We start from the raw sequence: 26,573 nt of genomic DNA on the forward strand, positions 1-26,573 counted from the left end.
CCGGGCAGCAAGCTGGGTAACTTGGCGGCACGGCGCACAAAGACGCCGGAACCCACAATAACGACCTGCCGAGGGATCCATCATGAACCGACTGATCAGCCGCTGTGTGCTCGCACTCAGCGCCATGTTGAGCACCAGCGCCTGGGCCGCCGATGCCGCCTCCTGCAAGAACGTGCGCATGGGCGTGGTGAACTGGACCGACGTGATCGCCACCAGCGCCATGACCCAGGTGCTGCTCGACGGCCTCGGCTACAGCACCAAGCAAACCAGCGCATCCCAGCAAATCATCTTTTCCGGCATTCGCGACCAGCGCCTGGACCTGTTCCTTGGCTACTGGAACCCGTTGATGACCCAGACCATCACCCCGTTCGTCGACGCCGGGCAGGTAAAAGTCCTCGACTCACCCAGCCTCAAAGATGCCCGCGCCACGCTCGCGGTGCCGACCTACCTCGCCGACAAGGGCCTGAAAACCTTCGCCGACATCGCCAGGTTCCAGAAAGAGCTGGGCGGCAAGATCTACGGGATCGAGCCCGGTTCAGGGGCCAATATCCAGATCAAGGCGATGATCGCCAAGAACCAGTTCGGCCTGGGCAAATTCCAACTGGTGGAGTCCAGCGAGGCCGGCATGCTCGCCGCCGTGGACCGCGCCGTGCGCCGCAAGGAGGCCGTGGTGTTCTTCGGCTGGGCGCCGCACCCGATGAACGTCAATGTGCAGATGACTTACCTGTCCGGCAGCGAGGACGCCCTGGGCCCCAACGAAGGCATGGCCACGGTCTGGACCGTCACCACGCCGACCTACGCCGAGCAATGCCCGAATGTGCACAGGTTGCTGACCAACCTGACCTTCACCGCCGCCGACGAGAGCCGGATGATGCAACCGCTGCTCGAGCACAAGGACGCGCTCGAATCCGCCCGGCAATGGCTCAAGGATCACCCCCAGGATCAGCAGCGCTGGCTGGAAGGTGTGACCACCTTCGATGGCAAGCCGGCGGCGGAAAACCTGCAACTGAGCCGCAAATAACCTCTTTCAAAGCACCGCTTCGCAGCTGATACCGGCTGCGAACGGCATCACTACGCCTGCCTGTAAGGAACCCGTCCCATGAACCACGACGTCATCATCACCTGCGCACTCACCGGTGCTGGCGACACGACCGCCAGAAGCCCGCACGTGCCGGTCACCCCCAAGCAAATCGCCGCGGCAGCAGTAGAAGCGGCCAAAGCCGGTGCCACTGTGGTGCATTGCCATGTGCGTGACCCGCACACCGGCAAGTTCAGCCGCGATGTGGCGCTGTACCGCGAAGTGATGGAGCGCATCCGCGAGGCGGATATCGACATCATCGTCAACCTCACCGCCGGCATGGGCGGCGACCTGGAAATCGGCGGCGGCGAGAATCCCATGGCGTTCGGCCCCAACACCGACCTGGTCGGCCCGTTGACCCGCCTGGCCCACGTCGAAGAACTGCTGCCGGAAATCTGCACCCTGGACTGCGGCACCCTGAACTTCGGCGATGGCGACACCATTTATGTGTCCACCCCGGCCCAGTTGCGGGCGGGTGCCAAGCGCATCCAAGAGTTGGGGGTGAAGGCCGAGCTGGAGATTTTCGATACCGGCCACTTGTGGTTCGCCAAGCAAATGATCAAGGAAGGCCTGCTCGACAACCCGTTGTTCCAGCTGTGCCTGGGCATCCCCTGGGGCGCGCCGGCCGACACCACCACCATGAAAGCCATGGTCGATAACTTACCCGCCGACGCGGTGTGGGCCGGCTTTGGCATCGGCCGCATGCAGATGCCGATGGCGGCGCAGGCAGTGCTGCTGGGCGGCAACGTGCGGGTTGGGTTGGAAGACAACTTGTGGTTGGACAAGGGCGTGCTGGCGACCAATGGGCAACTGGTGGAGCGTGCCGGGGAAATCCTCAGCCGCCTGGGGGCGCGGGTTCTGAGCCCGGCTGAAGGCCGAGTAAAAATGGGCCTGACCAAACGTAGCTAACTGTCGAAACCGGATCAAAAAATGTGGGAGCTGGCTTGCCTGCGATAGCGGTGTGTCAGTGCCAAATGCATCAACTGGCACACCGCTATCGCAGGCAAGCCAGCTCCCACAATGAACCTCTTTAGCACTGGAAATTACCGAAATGAGCTTTATCACCGAAATCAAAACCTTCGCCGCCCTGGGCAGCGGTGTTATCGGCAGCGGCTGGGTGTCCCGCGCCCTCGCCCATGGCCTGGATGTGGTGGCCTGGGACCCGGCGCCCGGCGCCGAAGCGGCCCTGCGCAAGCGTGTCGCCAATGCCTGGGCCGCCCTGGAAAAGCAGGGCCTGGCACCGGGCGCCTCCCAGGACCGTCTGCGGTTTGTCGCGACCATCGAAGAATGCGTGCAAGACGCCGATTTCATCCAGGAAAGCGCCCCCGAACGCCTGGAGCTGAAGCTGGAACTGCACAGCAAGATCAGCGCGGCGGCCAAGCCCGATGCCTTGATCGGCTCCAGCACGTCGGGGCTATTGCCCAGTGAGTTTTATGAAGGCTCTACACACCCGGAACGCTGCGTGGTCGGCCACCCGTTCAACCCGGTGTACCTGCTGCCGCTGGTGGAAGTGGTCGGCGGTAAACACACCGCGCCCGAAGCGATCCAGGCGGCGATCAAGGTGTATCAAGCCCTGGGCATGCGCCCGCTGCATGTGCGCAAGGAAGTCCCCGGTTTTATCGCCGACCGCTTGCTTGAGGCGCTGTGGCGCGAGGCACTGCACCTGGTCAACGACGGTGTGGCCACCACCGGCGAGATCGACGATGCGATCCGCTTTGGCGCCGGGTTGCGCTGGTCGTTCATGGGCACCTTCCTCACTTATACCCTGGCCGGCGGCGACGCCGGGATGCGGCATTTCATGGCGCAGTTCGGCCCGGCGTTGCAACTGCCGTGGACGTATCTGCCGGCACCGGAACTGACGGACAAGCTGATTGATGATGTGGTCGATGGCACCCGTGAGCAGTTGGGCAGCCATAGCATTGCGGCGCTGGAGCGCTATCGTGATGATTGCCTGCTGGCGGTGCTGGAAGCGGTGAAGACCACCAAGGAAAAACACGGCATGAGCTTCGCCGAATAACAGCTGTTGATTTCTGTGGGAGCTGGCTTGCCTGCGATGGCGGTGGTGAATCCAACACCGCCATCGCAGGCAAGCCAGCTCCCACAGTTGACCGAGTACAGATATGGAGTTTATGAAGTGCCGACGCTGACCACCTACACCACCCACATCCTCCCCGACTGGGTCGATTACAACGGCCACCTGCGCGATGCGTTCTACCTGCTGATCTTCAGCTACGCCACCGATGCGCTGATGGACACCCTGGGCCTGGACAGCGATAACCGCGAGGCCAGCGGCCATTCGCTGTTCACCCTGGAACTGCACCTCAATTACCTACACGAAGTGAAGCTGGGCGCCGAGGTCGAGGTGCACACCCAGTTGATCGCCCATGACAGCAAACGCCTGCATCTGTATCACAGCCTGCATCTGGTCGGCGCAGCACGGGAGCTGGCGGGCAATGAACAGATGCTGCTGCATGTCGATCTCGCCGGGCCACACTCGACACCGTTCAGCGAAGGGGTTGCCCAGCGTTTGGCGGCAATCAGTGCCGGGCAGTCCGACTTGCCCAGGCCCGCGTTGCTCGGTCGCGTCATCGGCCTGCCCGCCCAATAAAAAAGCCCCGATCAAGCCGTGACAGGATCGGGGCAGAGTGCTTTGTGCGAGCGTGCGGGCCGAGGGTGACCAAACCTTCAATCTGCCTGCTTGAACCTAAGTGTGCCCGCAACCACCTTCGACAACTGGCCCGAAAACGACCTGTTCATAGTCGTTCCAGCCATTGTGCCACTCAGGCCTTGCCGACCCGCTGACGGCCCACCAGAATCGAGGTTGATCGAAGTCTCCCCTAGCCAGGATGAACATCATGATGCACGCGGATTTGATTGATCAGGATGACCTGCTGAGCCAGCTGCGCTCCCTGGGTTTTGAAGTAGCCAGCGACGCCACCGCCGAACAGGCCTGTGAATGCGCGGTGCGCGGGTTGAGTGAAGCGCGGGCCAAGGCGCTCAAGGGCATGGTTGAACAGATGTACACCAGCAGCGCGACGATTCTGCCGGCGGTGCGCCAGGCGATTGATAAGCAGTTGTTGCCGGCCCTGATGCAGTTCAAACAGAATTCCGGGGCCTGATAGATCGCTATCGCGGGCAAGCCCTAATGCCAGTCAGTTAAGCGGATTCTGCTTTCTGTAGGAGCGAGCTTGCTCGCGAAGGACGTCAACGATAACGCGTGTTTGCTAGGTAAACGCGGCGCTCTCAAGTTCTTCGCGAGCAAGCTCGCTCCTACAAAAAGGCTTAACTGACTGGCATTAGGGCAAGCCCGCTCCCACAGGGGAATGCATTGCAAATGTGGGAGCTGGCTTGCCTGCGATGCAGGCGCCTCGGTCTACAGCCTTACGCTGGCAAACGTCGACTCATTACGCGCCTGGCTCAACGCCGACAGCGGCCCCGCCAACGGTGACAACACCAGCGCCTGCGGAATCGGCAGCATCGCCACTTGCTGGGTGGTGTTGGAGCCTACGCGCTCATCCCGTGGCGGGATGCCGAAGTATTCGCGGTAGCACTTGGAGAAGTGTGGCGTGGACACAAACCCGCACACCGAGGCCACTTCGATGATCGACATCGGCGTCTGCTTGAGCAACTGCCGGGCGCGAATCAGGCGCAGCTTGAGGTAATAGCGCGACGGCGAACAGTGCAGGTATTTCTGGAACAGCCGCTCCAGCTGGCGCCGCGAGACGGCGACGTAGACCGCCAGTTCGTCGAGGTCGATCGGCTCCTCCAGGTTGGCCTCCATCAACGCGACGATTTCCTGCAGCTTCGGCTGGTTGGTGCCGAGCATATGCTTGAGTGGCACGCGCTGGTGGTCCTGCTCGTTGCGGATACGTTCGTACACGAACATCTCGGAAATCGCCGCCGACAATTCACGGCCGTGGTCGCGGCTGATCAGGTGCAGCATCATGTCCAACGGCGCGGTGCCACCGGAACTGGTGAAGCGGTTGCGGTCGAGGGTGAACAGGCGCGTGCTCATCGACACCCGTGGGAAGGCTTCCTGCATCGACGCCAGGCATTCCCAGTGCACGCTGCAATCAAACCCGTCGAGCAGGCCGGCGCAGGCCAGGGCCCAACTGCCGGTGCACACCGCGCCAAGGCGGCGGGACTGGCGCGCCTGGCTTTGCAGCCACGACACATGTTCGCGGGTCACGGTGCGCTGGATACCCACGCCACCGCAGACAATCACGGTGTCCAGGGCCGGGGCTTTGTGCATGGAGCAATCGGGAGTGATTTGCAGGCCATCGCTGGCCCAGACCTGGTTGCCGTCAACGCTCAAGGTGCTCCAGCGATACAGCTCGCGGCCGGACAACTGGTTGGCCATGCGCAGCGGTTCGACTGCGGACGCCAGGGAAATCAGCGTGAAATTGTCCAGCAGCAAAAAGCCGATGGATTGAGGCGCACGGTTCTGGGGCTGGGCCCCGGAGTTGAACGACGTCATCGCGGTATCTCCTCACACAAAGCAGTGGATGGCCTCAGGCGAGGCTCTTGTTATTGCACTCTTCATCCATCAGGAGAGAGGCTTTGAATTGACAGAGCAAATGCCATGCCTAAAGTTGAATAGGTATTCAATAACTCCTGAAAACGACCTGTTGAGGTGTCTATATAAGCCCGCGCCCGGCGTGAGGATATGCCTCGGAAAAAGCCTACGCTCAAGGTCCGTGAGCAGATCGGTAGCACTTGTGGGAAGGCGCTTTCAGGGCGTAGGAAACGGGTGTCACCGCACGCACGGGCGACGGGGGGTCGGGAGGGAGATCGTTTGGGGGCTACTTATCTGTTTGCGACGCGCTAAAAGGTGGCGATTTTGGTTGGGGTGTTCACTTTATGCGCAGTGGTGTTTGCCCCATAGCTATCGCAGGCAAGCCAGCTCCCACATTTTGAGCTGCGAATACCTTCAAATGTGGGAGCTTGCCTGCGATGCGGTCTCAGCACTCGACAGCACTCACCGCCAACCCACCCCGCGAGGTCTCCTTGTACTTGTCATGCATGTCCGCCCCGGTATCGCGCATGGTGCGGATCACCCGGTCCAGGGAGATAAAGTGTTGGCCGTCGCCACGCAACGCCATCTGCGCCGCATTGATCGCCTTGACCGCCGCAATCGCATTACGCTCGATGCACGGCACTTGCACCAGGCCGCCCACCGGGTCGCAGGTCAGGCCCAGGTTGTGTTCCAGGCCGATTTCGGCGGCGTTGCACACTTGCTCCGGGGTCGCGCCAAGAATCTCTGCCAGCCCCGCCGCCGCCATGGCGCAGGCCGAGCCGACTTCGCCCTGGCAACCGACTTCGGCACCGGAGATCGAAGCATTCTTCTTGCACAAGATGCCGATGGCCGCCGCGCCCAGGAAGTAGTCCACCACATTGGCCTCGGTGACCACCTCACTGAACTTCATAAAGTAATGCAGCACCGCCGGGATGATCCCCGCCGCACCATTGGTCGGGGCGGTGACCATACGCCCGCCGGCGGCGTTTTCTTCGTTGACGGCCAGGGCGAACAGGTTGACCCACTCCATGGCGCTCAAGGTCGAGCCGATCACATTGGGCTTGCCCAACTCCTGCAGGCTGCGGTGCAACTTGGCGGCGCGGCGGCGCACGTTCAGGCCGCCGGGCAGGATGCCTTCGTGCTTGAGGCCCTGCTCGACACAGTCCTGCATGGCGCGCCAGAGTGTCATCAGGCCGCTGCGGATTTCTTCCTCGGTGCGCCACACCTTTTCATTGGCCAGCATCAGGTCGGCGACGCGCAGGTTGTGGCGCTTGCACAACTGCAACAACTCCACCGCGCTGGAAAAATCATAAGGCAGCTCGGTGCGATCCAGATCGGCCACGCCGCTGCGCGCCTGGGCTTCATCCACCACAAAACCGCCGCCCACCGAATAGTAGGTATCGCGGTGCAACTCGGCCTGGGCGCCATACACCACCAGGGTCATGGCATTGGGATGGAACGCCAGGTTTTCGTCGATCAGGCGCATGTCCCGCGACCACACAAAGGGCACCGGCACACGGTTGTCCAGCAGCAGTGTCTGCGTCTGGCGCAGGGTCTCGATACGCCGGCCGATCTGCGACGGATCAATCGCGTCCGGCCACTCGCCCATCAGCCCCATGATCACCGCGTTGTCGCTGCCATGCCCGATGCCAGTGGCCGATAACGAGCCATACAGCTGAACTTCGACGCGCCGCACCTGTTCCAAAAGAGCACGTTCACGCAAGCCCTGGACGAACAACGCCGCGGCGCGCATGGGCCCGACGGTGTGGGAACTGGACGGCCCGATGCCAATCTTGAACAGGTCGAAAACGCTGATAGCCATTGTGCGAAACTCCTCGATAGCACAGGCCAGGCGCAATAACGCCTGGTGGCGGAGCTGCTACGCTCAAGTCGCCCAGATGGCGGCATCATCAAGCTTTCGTTGCGCCGTCCGGCGTCTGACACCGACATACCCATGCTCACCAGCGTCGTCCCCGTGCAATGGGGCGTAATCGCCGTTTTTTGCGGTGCAGATCGAGAAAAAGTGCAGTTTTGCCTGTGGAAAAACCTGTATGCGACGTCACCGACACTGGATACGACCATCCCTGTACTGGATACGACCCACCCTGTAGGCGTCAGATTTTCACTGGTACATGATCAGTCTCGACTCGTTTGCAAGGCACCGAGGTTGCGCGTCACTCGCACGCCCCAACTGCAACACTTATAAGCGCGGTCAAGCACCGCCGGAAAAACACCAGGAGTCCAAACCCATGAAAGGTTCCCCCCCGTTGTTGTTGGCAGCCATGCTGAGTCTTCCCCTTGCGGCCCACGCTGCAGAGCCTGAGCAATGCAGCACCGTCAACTTCTCCGATGTCGGCTGGACCGATATCACCGTCACCACCGCCGCCACCAGCGAAGTCCTCAAGGGCCTGGGCTACAAGCCCCGCACCACGATGATTTCCGTACCTGTGACCTACAAGTCCCTGGCCGATGGCAAGAACATGGATATCTTCCTCGGCAACTGGATGCCGACCATGGAAAACGACATCAAGCAGTACCGTGATGCCGGCACCGTGGAAACCGTGCGCGCCAACCTGGAAAACGCCAAGTACACCCTGGCAGTGCCACAAGCGCTGTACGACAAGGGTTTGAAAGACTTCGCCGATATCGCCAAGTTCAAGAAGGAGCTGGGCGGCAAGATCTATGGCATCGAGCCGGGCAACGACGGCAACCGTACGATCCAGAGCGTGATCGACAAGAATCAGTTCGGCTTGAAGGACGCCGGTTTCAAGGTGGTCGAGTCCAGCGAAGCCGGGATGCTCTCGCAAGTGGAACGTGCCACCAAACGGGACCAGGCCATTGTGTTCCTCGGCTGGGAGCCGCACCCGATGAACACCCGTTTCAAACTCAAGTACCTGACCGGCGGGGACACTTCATTCGGCCCCAACTACGGCCAGGCCACCATCTACACCAACACCCGCAAGGGCTACGTGCAGGAATGCAGCAACGTCGGCCAACTGCTGAAAAACCTGTCGTTCACCCTGGACATGGAAAGCACCCTGATGGGCAACGTCCTCGACGACAAGATGAAGCCCGACGCCGCCGCCAAGGCCTGGCTGAAGAAGAACCCGCAAGTGCTCGACACCTGGCTCGCCGGGGTCACCACCGTTGATGGCCAACCAGGACTTGCCGCCGTGAAAGCCTACCTCGACAAGTAACCGCTGACCCTGGGCCGGCGTGCCGGCCCGGGATGTTTTCCCTCTTCGCATGTGGACATTCACTACCATGCTGACTGAACAGAAAATCCCCCTAGGCCAGTACATCGCTGCCTTCGTCGAATGGTTGACGCAGAATGGCGCCGATTATTTCGACGCGATCGCATCGACACTGGAAACGATGATCCATGGCGTGACGTTTGCGCTGACCTGGTTCAATCCGCTGGCATTGATCGGTCTGATTGCGCTGCTTGCTCACTTCATTCAACGTAAATGGGGGCTGACTGTTTTTGTGATTGCCTCCTTCCTGCTGATCCTCAACCTGGGGTACTGGCAAGAAACCATGGAGACCCTGGCGCAGGTGCTGTTCGCCACCCTGGTCTGCGTGGTGATCGGTGTGCCGCTGGGCATTGTTGCCGCGCACAAACCGATGTTCTACACCATGATGCGGCCGGTGCTCGATCTGATGCAGACCGTGCCGACCTTCGTCTACCTGATCCCGACCCTGACCCTCTTCGGGCTGGGTGTGGTGCCCGGCCTGATCTCCACGGTGGTGTTCGCGATTGCCGCGCCGATCCGCCTGACCTACCTGGGCATCCGCGATGTACCGCAAGAGTTGATGGATGCCGGCAAGGCCTTTGGCTGCTCGCGCCGCCAACTGCTCTCGCGCATCGAACTGCCCCACGCCATGCCGAGCATCGCTGCCGGCATTACCCAATGCATCATGCTGTCGTTGTCGATGGTGGTGATCGCGGCCCTGGTGGGCGCCGATGGCCTGGGCAAACCCGTGGTCAACGCGCTGAACACCGCTGACATCGCCCTGGGCTTTGAAGCCGGCCTGGCGATTGTGCTGCTGGCCATCATGCTCGACCGCATTTGCAAACAACCCGACGCCAAAGTAGGGGGTGATGCATGAGCATTATCCGATTCGACAATGTCGATGTGATCTTCTCCAAAGACCCACGCGAAGCCCTCAAGCTGCTGGACGAGGGCATGCACCGCAACGAAATCCTGAAAAAGACCGGGCAGATCGTCGGTGTGGAAAAGGCCAGCCTGGATATCGAGAAAGGCGAGATCTGCGTGCTGATGGGCCTGTCCGGCTCCGGCAAGTCGAGCCTGTTGCGCTGTATCAATGGGCTTAACACCGTGAGCCGTGGCCAGTTGTTTGTCGAGCATGAAGGTCGGCAAATCGACATTGCTTCGTGCACCCCGGCAGAGTTGAAAATGATGCGCACCCAGCGCATCGCCATGGTGTTCCAGAAGTTCGCCCTGATGCCCTGGCTGACGGTGCGGGAAAACATCAGCTTTGGCCTGGAGATGCAGGGCCGCCCCGAAAAGGAACGGCGCAAGCTGGTAGACGAGAAGCTGGAGCTGGTGGGCCTGACCCAATGGCGCAACAAGAAGCCCGACGAGCTCTCGGGCGGCATGCAACAGCGTGTCGGCCTGGCCCGCGCCCTGGCGATGGACGCCGATATCCTGCTGATGGATGAACCCTTCTCCGCCCTCGACCCCCTGATCCGCCAAGGCCTGCAGGATGAGTTGCTGGAGCTGCAACGCAAGCTGAGCAAGACCATTGTGTTCGTCAGCCACGACCTGGATGAAGCGCTCAAGCTCGGTAGCCGTATCGCGATCATGAAGGACGGCAAGATCATCCAGTACAGCGTGCCGGAAGAAATTGTGCTGAACCCGGCGGATGACTATGTGCGCACCTTCGTCGCCCATACCAACCCGCTGAACGTGTTGTGCGGCCGCAGCCTGATGCGCACCCTGGACAACTGCAAGCGGGTCAACGGCTCGGTGTGCCTGGACCCGGGCGGCGACTCGTGGCTGGATCTGGCCGAAGGCAACACCATCCAGGGCGCGCGGCAAAATGGCGTGGCGATGAACCTGCAGAACTGGGCACCGGGGCAAGCCGTGGAAGGCCTGGGGCGGCTGCCGACCTTGGTGGACTCCAATATCGGCATGCGCGATGCATTGCAGATTCGCTACCAGACCGGCAACAAGCTGGTGCTGCACGACAACAACAAGGTGGTGGGGATTCTGGGGGACAGCGAGCTGTACCACGCCCTGCTGGGCAAGAACCTGGGCTAAGACTGATCGTTCCCACGCTCTGCGTGGGAATGCAGCCCTGGACGCTCTGCGTCCCAAAGCGTGACGCGGAGCGTCACAGGAGGCGTTCCCACGCGGAGCGTGGGAACGATCATTCACTGTCAGCTATAGACACGGCCAAGGAGCTGCCGATGGCTTTCAAACTGATCGAGCACATCCCGGGTGATCTGCTCCTGGGTGAAGCCCATCAGGTCATATTCCTGACCGCCGTTGTGCAGGTAGACCTCAGCGCGGTAGTAGCGCGCACGCTCCTCCTCGGCCTCGATCGACTCGCTCGGCGCCGCCAGGTAGCCATCCAGGCTTACCTCGTAGACAAACGGGTTGCCTTCCATCTCGATCCGCACGCCAATGCAGCGCTTGGATTTACCCAGCAGCGTCTGCACATCCAGCCCTTGGGCGCGCAATGCCACGGCCGCTTCTTCCAGCGCCGGGGTGACTTTCTTGTCCATAAAGCGCTGTACCACGGCCTGGCTCGGTTGCAGGTCCTGGGCGCTCAGGCGCTCGCTGAAACCGCGACGGCCACGTTCGGCCAATTGCGCCTGCTCCTGTTCGATGGCCACATCCTGGCGCATGGCCTTGTGCAAACCGAACATAAAGAAGATCAGCACCACCGAGAACGGCAGGCCCGCCAGTACCACCATGGTCTGCATCGCCTCAAAGTTGCCGGCAAACAGCAAGCCGATGGTCACCAGGGTGATCACCGCCGACCAGAAGATCCGCAGCCAGTGCGGCGCATCTTCATCCACATTGCCACCTTTGCACGACAGGTTGGCCATCATCACCGCGCCGGAATCCGCCGGCGTCAAAAACAGCACAAAGCCGACAAAGATCGACACGCCGATCACCACTTTCGACGCCGGGTAGTACTCCAGCAACTGGTAGATCGCCATGGAGGGCTGCTCCAGCGCGGTCTTGCCCAGCTCCACGGCGCCATGGTTGAGCACCAGGTCCAGGGCCGAATTACCGAAGATCGACAGCCACGCCAGGGTAAAGCCCAACGGGATCAGCAGCACGCCCGCTACCAGTTCACGCACGGTACGGCCCCGGGAAATACGCGCGATAAACATGCCCACAAATGGCGCCCAGGAAATCCACCAGGCCCAGTAGAACAGGGTCCACAGGCCCATCCAGCGCTCGGACTTCTCGCCATCGCCTTCGTACACGTACAGGTCGAAGGTCTTGAGTACCAGGCCGTTCATGTAGTCGCCGATGTTCTGCACAAAGCCGTTGAGCAGGTGCAAGGTCGGGCCAAACAGCAGCACGAAAATCAGCAGGCCGCTGAACAGCACGATGTTGAGGTTGGACAGGCGGCGAATGCCGTTCTCCACGCCCGACACAGCGGCGATGGTCGCCACGGTGCTCATCACGATGATCACAATCAGCAGGTTGGTGTTGCTGTGCTCCATGCCGAACAGGTTTTCCAGCCCGGACGACACTTGCATCGAACCAATCCCCAGGTTCGTCACCAGGCCCAGCAGGGTCACGAACATGCCGAAGCCGTCCACCGCGTGACCGGCCGCGCCTTTGACCCAACGCTCGCCCATCAGCGGGTACAGGGCCGAGCGCAGGGCCAGCGGCTGGTTATGCCGGTAGGCGAAGTACGCCACGGCCAGGCCGACCAGCGCATAGATCGCCCAGCCATGCAGGCCCCAGTGCAGGAAGGTCAGCTGCAACGCCTGGCGCGCGGCCATCTGGGTAGCGGCGGCGCCTTCAGGCGGGTTGAAGTAGTGGTCCAGCGGTTCGGACGCGCCGAAGTACAGCAACGAGATGCCGATGCCCGAGGAAAACAACATGCCGGCCCAGGCGCCGTAGCTGAAGTCCGGGGTATCGGCCTTGCTGCCCAGCTTCAATTTGCCGTAGGACGAAAACGCCAGCCCCACCACGAATACCAGGTAGGCGGCGATGACCACCATGTAGTACCAGCCAAAGCTTTTCGAGAGCCAGGTCTGGGCGACTCCCAGCATTCTGCCGGCCTCTTGCGGGGCGATGATCAGAATGGCGGTCAACAGCAGGATCAGCGCGGTGGAGGTGTAGAACACCCAACCGTTGACCCGCACCTTTTCCGGTGGGGTCTTTATAAGAGAGGCAGAACTCATGGCACAGAGGCTCCGGGCAGTGCGAGAGGGGACACAAGGCAGCGCTTGACCCGCGCCATCGATTTTTCGGCAGTCGACGGACGGGTGTTATAAAGACATCCCGAAAATCCCCGCACCCCAGCGACGCGCTGTCATGGGCTGTTTCAAGGGTTTTTATGGATGTCAGATGTGCCTGCCGCCATGTAGGAAATACCTGTAGGCAGCGACCATTTGCCGCAGATCTTATTCTTTGTTGATTGAACGTTCAATCAAAACAAAATAGACTGGCCCTCAAGCCGACGAGCGTTTACGCCCGTCGGCAGGCCTAAGGAGAGGTGCTACATGCCCAAGGTCGGTATGCAACCCATACGCCGCCAGCAGTTGATCGAAGCCACATTGACGGCCATCGATCAGGTCGGGATGGGGGATGCCAGCATTGCGCTGATCGCCCGTCTGGCCGGTGTCTCGAACGGCATCATCAGTCACTACTTTCAGGACAAGAATGGCCTGATCGCCGCCACGATGCGGTACCTGATGAATGTGCTGATCGAGAACGTCCATGAACGCCGGCAGGCCTTGAAGGAAGACAGCCCACGGGCCCACCTTCAAGTGATTATCGGCGGCAACTTCGACGCCAGCCAGGTCAATGGCCCGGCAATGAAAACCTGGCTGGCCTTCTGGGCCACCAGCATGCACCACCCGTCTTTGCACAGGTTGCAGCGGATCAACGATCACCGCCTGTATTCCAACCTGTGCTGCCAGTTCCGCCGTGTGCTGCCGCTGGAAGATGCACGCAGCGCAGCCCGAGGCCTGGCGGCCCTGATCGACGGCTTGTGGTTGCGCGGCGCCCTGTCGGGAGACGCTTTCGACACGGAGCAGGCGCAACGGATCGCTTACGAATACATGGATTTCCAATTGGCCAAGCAGGTGAGTTAGAGCACACATAAACGCTCAACCCCTGAACGGCTACTGAGCGGGCTACGCCCCTTCAGTGGTTAACGCCAACCACTTATGCACTTGCGAGGACTTTATGGCCCGTTTCGACCTGCAAAAACTCTACATTGACGGCCGCTACAGCGACGCTGGCAGCGATGCCACCTTCGAGGCCATCAACCCGGCTAACGGTGAAGTTCTCGCCAATGTGCAACGCGCTACTTTTGAAGACGTTGAGCGTGCCGTGGTCAGCGCCGAAAAAGGCCAGAAAATCTGGGCCGCGATGACCGCCATGGAGCGTTCGCGCATCCTGCGTCGCGCCGTGGAAATCCTGCGCGAGCGCAACGATGAACTGGCCGCCCTGGAAACCCTGGACACCGGTAAATCCTTCTCCGAAACCAAGTACGTCGACATCGTCACCGGTGCCGACGTGCTGGAATACTACGCCGGCCTGGTGCCCGCCATCGAAGGCGAGCAGATTCCGCTGCGCACCACCTCGTTCGTCTACACCCGCCGCGAGCCGCTGGGTGTGGTCGCCGGTATCGGCGCGTGGAACTACCCGATCCAGATCGCCCTGTGGAAGTCCGCTCCAGCCCTGGCTGCCGGCAACGCCATGATCTTCAAGCCAAGTGAAGTGACGTCGCTGACCACCCTGAAACTGGCCGAGATCTACACCGAAGCCGGCGTACCGGATGGTGTGTTCAACGTCCTGACCGGCAGCGGTCGTGAAGTCGGCACCTGGCTGACCGAGCACCCACGCATCGAGAAAATCTCCTTCACCGGCGGCACCGACACCGGCAAGAAGGTCATGGCCAGCGCTTCGAGCTCCTCGCTCAAAGACGTGACCATGGAACTGGGCGGCAAGTCCCCGCTGATCATTTTCGACGACGCCGACCTGGATCGCGCCGCCGACACCGCGATGATGGCCAACTTCTACAGCTCCGGCCAGGTCTGCACCAACGGCACCCGTGTGTTTATTCCAAAGCACTTGCAGGCCGCCTTTGAAGCCAAGATCGTCGAGCGTGTTGCGCGCATCCGCGTCGGCAACCCAGAAGACGAAAACACCAACTTCGGCCCACTGGTCAGCTTCGCCCACATGGAAAGCGTGCTCGGCTACATCGCCAAGGGCAAGGAAGAAGGCGCACGCCTGCTGTGTGGCGGCGACCGCCTGACCACTGGCGACTTCGCCAAGGGCGCGTTCGTGGCACCGACGGTGTTCACTGACTGCACCGACGAAATGACCATCGTGCGTGAAGAAATCTTTGGCCCGGTGATGAGCATCCTCACCTACGAGACTGAAGAAGAAGTGATCCGTCGCGCCAACGACACCGACTTCGGCCTGGCCGCGGGCCTGGTCACCAAGGATCTGAACCGCGCCCACCGCGTGATTCACCAGCTCGAAGCGGGTATCTGCTGGATCAACGCCTGGGGCGAGTCCGACGCCAAGATGCCAGTGGGCGGCTACAAGCAGTCGGGTGTGGGCCGTGAAAACGGCATCAGTTCGCTGAACAACTTCACCCGCATCAAATCGGTACAGGTTGAGCTGGGCGACTACGCCTCGGTGTTCTAAACCCGGGTTCTGTATTGCCTGCGGGGCCGCCATCGCAGGCAAGCCAGCTCCCACATTGGAATGCGTTCCCCTGTGGGAGCGGGCTTGCCCGCGATGGGCCCCGACCTGACCAACTCCAAAGAGGGTGCATTTATGTCCCAAGAATACGACTACATCATTGTGGGTGCCGGCTCCGCCGGTAACACCCTGGCGACCCGTCTGACCGAAGACGAAGGCGTCACCGTTTTGCTGCTGGAAGCCGGCGGCCCGGACTACCGTTTCGATTTCCGTACCCAGATGCCAGCCGCCCTGGCGTTCCCGCTGCAAGGCCGCCGCTACAACTGGGCCTACGAAACCGATCCAGAGCCACATATGGACGGCCGCCGCATGGAATGTGGGCGCGGCAAGGGCCTGGGCGGCTCGTCGCTGATCAACGGCATGTGCTACATCCGTGGCAACGCCATGGACTATGACAACTGGTCGAAACTGCCAGGCCTGGAAAACTGGAGCTACCTCGACTGCCTGCCGTATTTCCGCAAGGCCGAAACCCGCGACATCGGCCCCAACGACTACCACGGTGGCGACGGCCCGGTCAGTGTGACCACGCCTAAAGCCGGGAATAACCCGCTGTTCCACGCCATGGTTGAAGCCGGCGTGCAGGCCGGTTACCCACGCACCGAAGACTTGAACGGCTACCAGCAGGAAGGCTTCGGCCCGATGGACCGTACTGTGACGCCCAAAGGCCGTCGCGCCAGTACCGCCCGTGGCTACCTGGACACCGCCAAACAGCGCTCCACGCTGACCATCGTCACCCATGCCCTCAGCGACAAAGTGCTGTTTGAAGGCAAGCGCGCAGTCGGCGTGCGTTACCTGATCGGCGCTGCCGAAGAGCGCGTTGAAGCCCGTGCTCGCAAGGAAGTCATCGTCTGCAGCGGCGCCATTGGTTCGCCGCAACTGCTGCAACGTTCCGGTGTGGGCCCGGCCAAACTCCTGGAAAGCCTCGACATCCCGGTGGTCCACGACCTGCCGGGCGTCGGTGAAAACCTGCAGGACCACCTGGAACTGTACCTGCAATACGCCTGCACCCAGCCGGTCTCGCTGTACCCGTCGCTGCTCTGGTACAACCAGCCGGCCATTGGTGCCGAATGGCTGTTCAACGGCACCGGCATCGGCGCCAGCAACCAGTTCGAGGCGGGCGGTTTTATCCGTACCCGTGAAGAGTTCGAGTGGCCGAACATCCAGTATCACTTCCTGCCGGTCGCGATTAACTACAACGGCAGCAACGGTGTAAAAGAGCACGGTTTCCAGGCGCACATGGGCTCCATGCGCTCGCCGAGCCGTGGCCGCATCCAGCTGAAGTCGAAGAACCCACGGGACTACCCGAGCATCCTCTTCAACTACATGGCCACCGAGCAGGACTGGCAGGAATTTCGCGATGGCATCCGCCTGACCCGTGAAATCATGCAGCAGCCGGCACTGGACCCCTACCGTGGCCGCGAGATCAGCCCGGGCATCGAGGTGCAAACCGACGAGCAACTGGACAAGTTCATCCGCGAGCACGCCGAAACCGCGTTCCACCCGTCCTGCTCGTGCAAGATGGGCACCGACGAAATGGCGGTGGTCGATGGCGAAGGCCGCGTGCATGGCATGCAGGGCCTGCGGGTGGTCGATGCGTCGATCATGCCGATCATCACCACCGGCAACCTGAACGCGCCCACCATCATGATCGCCGAGAAAATCGCCGACAAGATGCGTGGCCGCCAGTTGCCGCGCAGCACCGCGGACTACTACGTGGCTGGCGATGCGCCGGTGCGTGGCAAGCCGTTGCGTGAAGTGGGTCCTACCGCGCAGTAACCGTTACACCGCGGCGCTCCTATCGCAGGCAAGCCAGCTCCCACATTTGAATGTATTCACACAGCAAAATGTGGGACGGGGCTTGCTCCCGATAAGGCCCGACCAGCCAACACACATCTTCCCAGACTCTTCCTACACCGCCCCGCCCTTGATCCCACCCCCCGCGCCGGCCTAATCTAGCCCCTCGCGCAAACGTTTCACCTTCCTACCGACACGCCGGCTTCTGCCTGGCCACGAGGCTTTCTCATGTTTGATGTCGTTTCTTCGAGCAAATGGCCTACCGGCTTCCTGATCAATCCAAACGTTGAACCGCTGGATCCAAAATGGCTGAAGGAATTCAGCAAGATCCCGGCCGCGGCCGTCAGCGATTGCCTGGGCCGTAACGTCGGTGGCCTGGGCCTGAAGGCCTTCCACGGCAATGCACCGATGCTCGGCAGCGCCCTGACCGTGCGGGTGCGCCCCGGTGACAACCTGATGATTCTCAAAGCCATGCAGATGGCCCGCCCGGGCGATGTGCTGGTGATCGACGGCAGCGCCGACCTGACCCGCGCCGTGTTCGGCGGCATCATGCGCGCCATGGCCCTGAAGGCCGGCATTGTGGGCGTGGTGATCAACGGCGCCCTGCGCGACCTCGACGAATGGCAGACCGGCGAACTGCCGGCCTACGCCATCGGCGGCGTGCATCGTGGCCCGAGCACGGACGGCGGTGGCGAGATCAACGTGCCGATCTCCTGCGCCGGCATGCTGGTTGCCCCTGGCGACCTGATGATCGGCGATGGTGACGGCGTGGTCGCCGCTTCGCGCAGCGAACTGCCGGAATTGCTGGTGCGCTGCCATGACCTGCTGGCCCGCGAGAAAGCCACACTGGCCGCCATCGAAGCCGGCACCCTGGACCCTGATCGCTTTGACGCCATCCTGCGCGCCAAGGGTTGCCCGGTCTAAAGCCAAAAGCATCGCGAGCAAGCCCGCTCCCACATTTGGAATGCGTTCCCCCTGTGGGAGCGGGCTTGCCCGCGATGGGGCCCTCAAGGCCAACAAGGAGGTCCCCATGTTCGACAAACACCCGCAACTCAAACAACATTTCGCCGCCCTGCGCACCCGCGCCGAATTCTTCTCCCTGCGCTACGTGCGCGAGTCCGGCCAGTACCTGTCGGTGCGCAAGAACGTCGCCGAACCGCCGCACCTGAGCCGTGACGAAGGCGCCATGCTCACCGTGCGCCTCAACGGTGTCGAAGCCTACGCGGCCACTCACGATATTTCCCTGACCGGCCTGCAAGCCGCCCTGGAGCGCGCCGAACAGCAAGCCCGGCGGATCAGGCCCCATGCCCTGCTCGACCTGCGCGACCAGCCGGTGTCCAGTGACATTGCCGACTACCTGTCGCCAGAGCTCGACCAACCCTTCCCGTCCCTGAGCGACTGCTACCAACTGCTCGGCGCCGAATCGGCCGCCGTGCCCAAGGACGAGCGCCTGGTGAGCTGGGAAGTCAGCCTGGGCACCACCCATGTTGAACAGATCTACCTCAACAGTGCTGGCGCCGAGTTGCGCCAGGCCCAACGCTTTATGTTCCCCGGCGTCAACGTGACCGCCTACGACGGCACCGACAGCCAGACCCGCACTCTGGGCGGCAGCAACTTTGGCCAGCAAGGCGGCTTTGATGTGATCAGCCGCTTCGGCCTGGTAGGCGCCGCGCCACGGGTGGCCGACGAGGCCCTGCAACTGCTGCTGGCCCCCAACACACCCCAGGGCCCGCGCGACCTGCTGCTGATGCCCGACCAGATGATCCTGCAGATCCACGAATCCATCGGCCACCCGCTGGAGCTGGACCGCATCCTCGGGGACGAGCGCAATTACGCCGGCACCAGCTTCGTCAAGGCCAGCGACTTCGGCCATCTGCAATACGGCTCCAATCTGCTGAACGTGACCTTCGACCCGGATATCCCCGAGCAACTGGCCAGTTACGCCCACGACGATGACGGCACGCCCGCCAGCAAGCAGTTCCTGATCCGTAACGGCCTGCTGCTCAGGCCCCTGGGCGGGGCGCTGTCGCAATACCGCTCAGGCCTGGGCGGCGTGGCCAACAGCCGTGCCAGCAGTTGGAACCGCGCCCCCATCGACCGCATGGCCAACCTCAATATCGAGGCTGGCGACCAGAGCCTGGGGCAACTGATCGGCGGCATCGAACACGGCATCCTGATGTCGACCAACCGTTCCTGGTCCATCGACGACGCCCGCAACAAGTTCCAGTTCGGCTGCGAATGGGGCCGGTTGATCGAGAACGGCGAGCTCAAGGACGTGGTGAAGAACCCCAACTACCGGGCGATATCCGCGCAGTTCTGGCGCAAGCTCAGTGCCGTGGGCGATACCAGTACCTTCAAGGTGCTGGGCACGCCCAACTGTGGCAAGGGCGAGCCGAACCAGGTGATCCGCGTCGGCCATGCCTCGCCGGCGTGTGTCTTCAGCAATGTGGATGTGTTTGGAGGAGACGCCTGATGAAGGCTTTCAAGGACCTGGTGCAGTGGCTCCAGCAGGCCATCACCGACGAGGAACAGTTTCACCTGGGCTACGCAGCGGAGTCGTCCGAATTCGTGCGTTTCAACCACGCCAAAGTACGCCAGGCCGGCCAGGTGCAGCAGGCCAGCCTCAACCTCAAGCTGATCAACGATGGCCGGCACGCCGACCTCGCTATCACCCTGGCTGGCACCCCCGAGGTGGACCGCCAGCGCCTGGCCGAGGGCCTGCAACAACTGCGCGACACCTTGCCGTTGCTGCCCAGGGATCCTTACCTGCTGCTCAACCGCACGGCCTGGCAAACCACCAGCGAGCAGGCCCAGGCACTGCCGGCCCTCGATCAGGTGCTGTCCGACATCAGCCAGGGCGCCCAAGGGCTCGACCTGGTCGGCATTTATGCCGCCGGGCCAATCAGCCGTGGGTTCGCCAGCTCGGCGGGGGCTTTTGGCTGGCACCAGGCCAATAGCTTCAACTTTGATTTCAGCCTATTCCATGCCAATGGCGAAGCGGTCAAGGCCAGCTACGCCGGCGCTGCCTGGGACAGCGCGGCCTTTGCCCAGCGCTTGCAGCAAGCCCGCGAACAACTGGCGTTCCTTGGCCGGCCGTTACACCCCCTGGCGCCCGGCCAATACCGCGCCTACCTGGCACCGGCGGCCATGGAAGAAATCATCGGCCTGCTGGCCTGGGGTGGTTTTTCTGCACAGGCCATCGCCAGCAAGGGCAGCCCGTTGCAGCGCCTGTATGCCGGCGACCAGGCGCTAAGCCCGCTGGTGGGCCTGGGCGAACAGATCACGACCTCCCTGAGCCCGGCGTTTTCCCGGGACGGTTACCCGCGCAGCGACGTGACCTTGATCGCCAAGGGCCAGGCGCAAGGGCAACTGGTCAACTCGCGCAGCGCCGCCGAATACGGCTTGAGCACCAACGGCGCCAGCGGCGATGAGTCGCCCAGCGCCTTGCAGATGGCGGCCGGCAACCTGGCCCAGGCCGATATCCTCAAGCAACTGGGCACCGGCCTGTATATCAGCAACCTGTGGTACCTGAACTACTCCGACCAACCGGCGGCGCGCCTGACGGGCATGACCCGTTTCGCCACCTTCTGGGTGGAAGACGGCAAGATCAAGGCGCCGGTCAGCACCATGCGTTTTGATGACAGCGTATATCACCTGTTGGGTTCGCAATTGGAAGCGCTGACGGCCGAGCGCGAGTTGCTGCTGTCGGCCAGCACCTATGGCGAGCGCAACACCTCGTCCAACTTGCTGCCCGGCGCGTTGGTAAAACGCCTCACACTAACGTTGTAGGAGTAAGCGCCCTGCATCTTGATGAAAAATCCCATTGTCTGGCGGGCTGTTGTCGACACTCCAAAACCTCGTTATAAAGGTTAGTGGCATCCCGCCACTCTCAACCCATTTGTTCGCAAATGATGCATGACCTCGCCCGGGATAGGGCGAGCCGGAGCGTTGACATGTACCAAGGAAGTTTTGTCATTGATAAGTTGTTCAAGCACTACAACGTTCACGTAGAGCAACTGGGCAACGATCCGCAACGCAAGACCGTGCTGCTGGTCAACGGCGCGCTGTCCACCACCCGCTCATTCGCCCGCACCAGCAAGTGCCTGGCCGAGCACTTCAATGTGTTGATGTTCGACCTACCGTTTTCCGGCTATTCGCGCCATTACAACACCGACCTGGACCTGGTGACCAAGGACGACGAAGTCGAGATCCTGCGGGCGCTGGTGGAACGCTTCCAGGTCAACCACCTGGTGTCGGCCTCCTGGGGCGGCATCTCGACCCTGCTGACCCTGGCGCGCAACCCGCCGTCCATCGAAAGCTCGGTGGTCATGGCCCTGGCGCCCAACCTCAACCCGGCGATGCTCGAATATGTGGAGCGCGTGCGGGTGCTGATCGAGGCCGATGACAAGTCCGCCGTCGGCCACTTGCTCAATGAGACGGTCGGCAAATTCCTCTCCAGCCGGCTCAAGCGCAATAACCATCGGCACTTGTCGACCATGGCCACCACCGAATACCGCCAGGCGCGCTTTCATATTCACCAGGTACTGGCCCTGGGTGATGGTAACTACCTGCCGCAATTGCGCCAGATCGAAACCCCGGTGCACTTTCTCAACGGCACCCTGGACGAATACACCCCGGCCAATGAAGCCCAACTGTTCAAACAGTACGTGGGCCGCAGCAGCTTCGCCAGCGCCGAGCACACCGGCCATTTGCTCGACCTGGAGTCGCGGGAGGCGGCGCTGGCGGTGCATCGGGCGCTGATCGACTTCCTGGTGGGCCAGGACGTGGCCATCGCCGATATAGACGAACCGCCAGTGGGAAAACCGGCAGAGGTTGGCGCATAATCGGCAACACATAGCCTGCTAACAAAAGGGATCCCATGCCCAATCGTGTCGTGCTCGATGCCAAGACCGCCCGCTGGTTACCCTGGGTGGTCGCGATTGCCTTCTTCATGCAATCGCTCGACGGCACGATTCTCAACACGGCACTGCCCGCCATGGCCGAAGACCTGGCAGAAAACCCGCTACGCATGCAGGGCGTGATCATCGCCTACATGCTTACCGTGGCTTTGCTGATCCCGGCCTCGGGCTGGATCGCCGACCGTTTCGGCACCAAGAAGATTTTCTTTGGCGCGATCATGCTGTTCAGCATCGGCTCGCTGCTGTGCGCCCTGTCCAGCAGCCTGAGCATGCTGGTGGGTGCACGGGTGATCCAGGGCCTGGGCGGTGCGCTGATGCTGCCGGTGGGCCGGCTGGTGGTGCTGCGCGCCTACCCGCGCTCAGAGCTGGTGCGGATCATGGGGTTTATCACCATTCCCGGCCTGCTCGGCCCCCTGCTCGGCCCGACCATGGGTGGCTGGATGGTGCAGTACCTGACCTGGCACTGGATCTTCCTGATCAACCTGCCGGTGGGCATGATCGGCTGCTACGCCGTGTGGAAATTCATCCCCGACCTGCGCGGCAGCGAGCGTACACGCTTCGACAGCCTGGGCTTTTTGCTGTTTGGCGCAGCGATGGTACTGATCACCATTGCCATGGAAGGCCTGGGCGAGCTGCACCTGCCGCACTTGCGCGTGATGTTGCTGCTGTTCGGCGGCATGGCGTGCCTGGCGGCCTACTGGCTGCGCGCCGGGCATGTCGACAACCCCTTGTTCTCGCCGGTGCTGTTCAAGACCCGCACCTTTGCCGTGGGCATTCTCGGCAACCTGTTCGCGCGCCTGGGCAGCGGCGCCCTGCCGTTCCTCGTGCCCTTGCTGCTGCAGATCGCCCTGGGCTACTCGCCGTCCCAGGCCGGGATGAGCATGCTGCCCCTGGCGGCGGCGGCGATGGTTGCCAAGTCCATCGCCCGGCCGCTGATCGAACGCCTGGGCTATCGCCTCGTGCTCACCGGCAACACCCTGGCGCTGGGCATCATGCTGGCGAGCATGGGCCTGGTCAGCGAACAGACGCCGTACCCGCTGCTGCTGGCGATGCTCGCCGTGCTGGGGGCGATCAACTCCCTGCAATTTACCGCGATGAACACCGTGACCCTGATCGACCTCGACGACGCCCAGGCCAGCAGCGGCAACAGCCTGCTGTCGGTGGTGGCACAACTGGCCCTGAGCCTGGGGGTGGCCTGTGCCGGCGCCCTGCTCGGCGGGTTTACTGCCCAAGCCGGTAACGATGGAGTCAATACGGTGCTTGAGGCGTTCCAGTTGACGTTCCTGACCGTGGGCATCATGGCGATGCTGGCGGCGGCGATCTTCCTGCAATTGTCGCCAAAAGATGGCAAACGGGTGGTCAGCCGCGAGCACGACATTGAGCCTTAAGCAGCGACTCGTCTAGAACTTGCAGGGAAATTCCCACGGGACTGGTACACTGCGCGACATTTTGTTTTGCAGAGCCAGTCCCGTGACCACCATCGCCACCGCTTTTAATACTTTGCCGCTCTCCGCCGCCATGCTGGCTAACCTCGACTCGCTGGGTTATACCGAGATGACGCAGATCCAGGCGCAAAGCTTGCCGGTGATCCTCAAGGGGCTGGACCTGATCGCCCAGGCCAAGACCGGCAGCGGCAAGACCGCCGCCTTCGGTATCGGCCTGCTGAACCCGATCAACCCGCGCTACTTCGGTTGCCAGGCCCTGGTGATGTGCCCGACCCGCGAGCTGGCTGACCAGGTGGCCAAGGAAATCCGCCGCCTGGCCCGCGCCGAAGACAACATCAAGGTGCTGACCCTGTGCGGCGGCGTGTCCCTGGGCCCGCAGATCGCCTCCCTGGAGCATGGCGCCCACGTTATCGTCGGCACCCCGGGCCGCATCCAGCAACACCTGCGCAAGGGTTCGCTGGTGCTGGACGGCTTGAACACGCTGATCCTCGATGAAGCCGACCGCATGCTCGACATGGGTTTCTACGACGCCATCGAAGACATCATCAGCAAGACCCCGGCCCGTCGCCAGACCCTGCTGTTCTCGGCCACCTACCCGGTGAGCATCAAGCAACTGGCCTCCAAATTCATGCGCGCGCCACAGCAGGTCAAGGCCGAAGCGTTCCACTCCGACGAGCAGATCGAGCAGCGTTTCTACGAAATCTCCCCGGATGAACGCATGGACGCGGTGACCAAGGTGCTGTCGCACTTCCGTCCCGCCTCTTGCGTGGCCTTCTGCTTTACCAAGCAGCAAGTGCAAGAAACCGTGGATCACCTGACCGCCAAGGGCATTTCTGCGGTCGGCCTGCATGGCGACCTGGAACAGCGCGACCGTGACCAGGTGCTGGCGATGTTTGCCAACCGCAGTACTTCGGTACTGGTGGCCACCGACGTGGCGGCCCGTGGCCTGGACATCGACTCGCTGGACATGGTGATCAACGTCGAACTGGCCCGCGACTCGGAAATCCACATCCACCGCGTGGGCCGTACCGGTCGTGCCGGTGAGACCGGGATCGCCATCAGCCTGGTGGCACCGTCCGAGGCGCACCGCGCCCAGGCCATCGAACTGCTGCAAAAGGCCCCGCTGAACTGGGACCAACTGAGCAACCTCAAATCCCAGGGCGGCGCGCCGCTGCTGCCGGTGATGAGCACGCTGTGCATTGCTGCCGGCCGTAAAGACAAGGTTCGCCCAGGCGACATCCTCGGCGCGCTGACCGGTGAAGCCGGGATCCCGGGCGCCCAGGTCGGCAAGATCGCGATCTTTGACTTCCAGGCCTACGTGGCGGTGGAGCGTAGCGTCGCCAAGCAGGCGCTGCAGCGCTTGAACGACGGCAAGATCAAGGGCCGTTCGTTGCGCGTGCGGATCCTGTAAGCACACCACTCCCGATCGCTCCCACGCTCTGCGTGGGAGCGCATCCCGTGACGCTCTGCGTCATCAAGCGGACGCAGAGCGTCCATGAGGCGTTCCCACGCAGAGCGTGGGAACGATCATCAGGTTTTGTGAGGACATTGCTGTGCGCTCGACCGAAGTTGTGATCATTGGCGCTGGCGCCGCAGGCTTGATGTGCGCGCTGACCGCCGCCGGGCGTGGGCGCAAGGTGATGTTGATCGACCACGCGAACAAGGCCGGCAAGAAGATCCTGATGTCCGGCGGTGGCCGCTGTAACTTCACCAATATGTACACCGAGCCGGCCAACTTTCTCTCGCACAATGCGCACTTTTGCAAATCCGCCCTGGCCCGCTACACCCAGTGGGATTTCATCGGCCTGGTGGCCAAGCATGGCGTGCCGTACCACGAGAAAAAACTCGGCCAGCTGTTTTGCGATAACAAATCCAGCGACATCCTCGGCATGCTGCTCGACGAGTGCATCCAGACCGGCGTGAGCCTGCACCTGGACACCTCGATCCAGGCGATCAGCAAACTCGACAGCGGCTATCAGTTGCAGACCACCCTCGGCGAATTGCGCTGCGAGTCCCTGGTGATCGCCACCGGCGGCCTGTCGATTCCCACCCTGGGCGCCACCGGCTTTGGCTACCAGGTGGCCAAGCAGTTCGGCCATGAGCTGCTACCGACCCGCGCCGGGCTGGTGCCGTTTACCATCACCGATCAGCTCAAGGCGCTGTGTGGCGAGCTGTCCGGAACCTCAGTCGATTGCCTGGTCAGCTGTAATGGGCAGAGCTTTCGCGAGAACATTCTGTTTACCCATCGCGGCCTGAGCGGGCCGGCGATTTTGCAGATTTCCTCGTACTGGGAGCCCGGCGACACGGTAGAGATCAACCTGCTGCCCGACCACGACGCCCACGCCTGGCTGCAACAGCAACAGGCCGAGCGCCCCAACAGCGAGCTCAAGACCCTGCTGGGCGAGATCTTCACCAAGAAGATGGCCAACCTGCTGGCCGAGACGTGGTTTGTGTCCAAGCCGATGAAGCAGTACACCCACGCCGAACTGGCAGACATCGCCACCCAGCTGGGCAACTGGCAACTGGTCCCGGCCGGCACCGAAGGCTACCGCACCGCCGAAGTCACCCTGGGCGGGGTGGATACGCGGGAAGTGTCGTCCAAGACCATGGAGTCGCTGAAAAGCCCCGGCCTGTATTTTATCGGCGAAGTGCTGGACGTGACCGGGCACCTGGGCGGGTTCAACTTCCAGTGGGCCTGGGCTTCAGGGTATGCGGCAGCGCAGTACGCCTGAACCAAGGGTGTACGCGGTAAAAATGTGGGAGATTCTATGGTTTTGGGGAAGCCCCCAAAACCGCTTTTGACTGGTATTCGCTCAGATTTTTCATGAGCGAAAAGGCGATACGCGCCAGCTTGCGACCAATGATGACCAGGGCTTGAGTCGT

21 protein-coding genes are annotated in these 26,573 nt (G+C 62.1%); 18 read left to right on the plus strand and 3 right to left on the minus strand.

The annotated features are described in order from the left end of the window. Positions 1-82: 82 nt before the first annotated feature. From BLL38_RS09400 to BLL38_RS09420, 5 genes are all read left to right on the plus strand, one after another. On the plus strand, positions 83-1,021 hold the full coding sequence (locus tag BLL38_RS09400; protein WP_076962310.1) for a choline ABC transporter substrate-binding protein: 939 nt from the start codon (positions 83-85) through the stop codon (positions 1,019-1,021). Between the two features lie 78 nt (positions 1,022-1,099). Beyond that, a complete protein-coding gene (gene cdhC, locus BLL38_RS09405) occupies positions 1,100-1,987 on the plus strand; it encodes a 3-dehydrocarnitine:acetyl-CoA trimethylamine transferase CdhC (protein ID WP_076962311.1) in 888 nt (295 codons plus the stop codon). A gap of 142 nt (positions 1,988-2,129) precedes the next feature. Continuing rightward, positions 2,130-3,095 (plus strand): L-carnitine dehydrogenase, encoded by a 966-nt coding sequence (locus BLL38_RS09410; protein WP_076962312.1) that lies wholly within the window; start codon positions 2,130-2,132, stop codon positions 3,093-3,095. A 117-nt stretch (positions 3,096-3,212) separates the two neighbouring features. Then, positions 3,213-3,686, plus strand: coding sequence for a thioesterase family protein (locus BLL38_RS09415; RefSeq protein WP_076962313.1), 474 nt, complete (start codon positions 3,213-3,215; stop codon positions 3,684-3,686). A 247-nt stretch (positions 3,687-3,933) separates the two neighbouring features. Next, positions 3,934-4,197, plus strand: coding sequence for a hypothetical protein (locus BLL38_RS09420; RefSeq protein WP_076962314.1), 264 nt, complete (start codon positions 3,934-3,936; stop codon positions 4,195-4,197). 254 nt (positions 4,198-4,451) lie between these two features. On the opposite strand, the gene gbdR is transcribed toward BLL38_RS09420, so the two are convergent. Beyond that, on the minus strand, positions 4,452-5,555 hold the full coding sequence (gene gbdR / locus BLL38_RS09425) for a choline metabolism transcriptional regulator GbdR (RefSeq protein WP_076962315.1): 1,104 nt from the start codon (positions 5,553-5,555) through the stop codon (positions 4,452-4,454). Between the two features lie 484 nt (positions 5,556-6,039). Then, complete coding sequence (locus tag BLL38_RS09430; protein WP_076962316.1) at positions 6,040-7,416, minus strand: L-serine ammonia-lyase; 1,377 nt, start codon at positions 7,414-7,416, stop codon at positions 6,040-6,042. Between the two features lie 427 nt (positions 7,417-7,843). On the opposite strand from BLL38_RS09430, the gene BLL38_RS09435 reads away from it, so the two are divergent. The 3 genes from BLL38_RS09435 to choV all read left to right on the plus strand — a co-directional run bounded on the left by BLL38_RS09435 (position 7,844) and on the right by choV (position 10,879). Then, on the plus strand, positions 7,844-8,791 hold the full coding sequence (locus BLL38_RS09435; protein WP_076962317.1) for a choline ABC transporter substrate-binding protein: 948 nt from the start codon (positions 7,844-7,846) through the stop codon (positions 8,789-8,791). Between the two features lie 67 nt (positions 8,792-8,858). Next, entirely contained in the window at positions 8,859-9,704 is an 846-nt protein-coding gene (gene choW / locus BLL38_RS09440) for a choline ABC transporter permease subunit (RefSeq protein ID WP_076962318.1), read from the plus strand. Beyond that, the gene (gene choV, locus BLL38_RS09445) at positions 9,701-10,879 is read left to right on the plus strand and encodes a choline ABC transporter ATP-binding protein (RefSeq protein WP_076962319.1); all 1,179 of its coding nucleotides are present in this window, start codon (positions 9,701-9,703) and stop codon (positions 10,877-10,879) included. Before choW ends, choV begins: the two co-directional genes overlap by 4 nt. A gap of 119 nt (positions 10,880-10,998) precedes the next feature. Here choV and BLL38_RS09450 read toward each other — a convergent pair whose 3' ends face one another. Next, the gene (locus BLL38_RS09450) at positions 10,999-12,936 is read right to left on the minus strand and encodes a BCCT family transporter (RefSeq protein ID WP_236309905.1); all 1,938 of its coding nucleotides are present in this window, start codon (positions 12,934-12,936) and stop codon (positions 10,999-11,001) included. A 378-nt stretch (positions 12,937-13,314) separates the two neighbouring features. On the opposite strand from BLL38_RS09450, the gene betI reads away from it, so the two are divergent. The 10 genes from betI (at position 13,315) to BLL38_RS09500 (ending at position 26,422) form a co-directional block, all read left to right on the plus strand. After that, complete coding sequence (gene betI, locus BLL38_RS09455; RefSeq protein ID WP_032858683.1) at positions 13,315-13,908, plus strand: transcriptional regulator BetI; 594 nt, start codon at positions 13,315-13,317, stop codon at positions 13,906-13,908. A gap of 94 nt (positions 13,909-14,002) precedes the next feature. After that, positions 14,003-15,475, plus strand: a complete 1,473-nt coding sequence (betB, locus tag BLL38_RS09460; protein WP_076962321.1) for a betaine-aldehyde dehydrogenase — start codon at positions 14,003-14,005, stop codon at positions 15,473-15,475. A gap of 132 nt (positions 15,476-15,607) precedes the next feature. Continuing rightward, positions 15,608-17,308, plus strand: a complete 1,701-nt coding sequence (betA, locus tag BLL38_RS09465) for a choline dehydrogenase (protein WP_076962330.1) — start codon at positions 15,608-15,610, stop codon at positions 17,306-17,308. Positions 17,309-17,554: 246 nt separating this feature from the next. Further along, positions 17,555-18,250 (plus strand): RraA family protein, encoded by a 696-nt coding sequence (locus tag BLL38_RS09470; protein WP_029297314.1) that lies wholly within the window; start codon positions 17,555-17,557, stop codon positions 18,248-18,250. A gap of 106 nt (positions 18,251-18,356) precedes the next feature. Beyond that, positions 18,357-19,799 (plus strand): TldD/PmbA family protein, encoded by a 1,443-nt coding sequence (locus BLL38_RS09475; protein WP_076962322.1) that lies wholly within the window; start codon positions 18,357-18,359, stop codon positions 19,797-19,799. Continuing rightward, positions 19,799-21,115, plus strand: a complete 1,317-nt coding sequence (locus BLL38_RS09480) for a TldD/PmbA family protein (RefSeq protein ID WP_076962323.1) — start codon at positions 19,799-19,801, stop codon at positions 21,113-21,115. The genes BLL38_RS09475 and BLL38_RS09480 overlap by 1 nt, the downstream gene beginning before the upstream one ends. Positions 21,116-21,279: 164 nt before the next feature. Continuing rightward, complete coding sequence (locus BLL38_RS09485; protein ID WP_076962324.1) at positions 21,280-22,170, plus strand: alpha/beta fold hydrolase; 891 nt, start codon at positions 21,280-21,282, stop codon at positions 22,168-22,170. A gap of 35 nt (positions 22,171-22,205) precedes the next feature. Next, positions 22,206-23,633: a multidrug transporter subunit MdtD gene (mdtD, locus tag BLL38_RS09490; protein ID WP_076962325.1), complete on the plus strand. Its 1,428-nt coding sequence runs from the start codon at positions 22,206-22,208 to the stop codon at positions 23,631-23,633. A gap of 130 nt (positions 23,634-23,763) precedes the next feature. Then, positions 23,764-25,101 carry an ATP-dependent RNA helicase DbpA gene (gene dbpA, locus BLL38_RS09495; protein WP_232243967.1) on the plus strand — a complete coding sequence of 446 codons (1,338 nt, stop codon included), beginning with the start codon at positions 23,764-23,766 and terminating at the stop codon, positions 25,099-25,101. Positions 25,102-25,243: 142 nt separating this feature from the next. After that, the gene (locus tag BLL38_RS09500) at positions 25,244-26,422 is read left to right on the plus strand and encodes a BaiN/RdsA family NAD(P)/FAD-dependent oxidoreductase (protein ID WP_076962327.1); all 1,179 of its coding nucleotides are present in this window, start codon (positions 25,244-25,246) and stop codon (positions 26,420-26,422) included. Positions 26,423-26,573: the final 151 nt, after the last annotated feature.

This window comes from Pseudomonas gessardii, from assembly GCF_001983165.1.
GTDB lineage: Bacteria > Pseudomonadota > Gammaproteobacteria > Pseudomonadales > Pseudomonadaceae > Aquipseudomonas > Aquipseudomonas gessardii.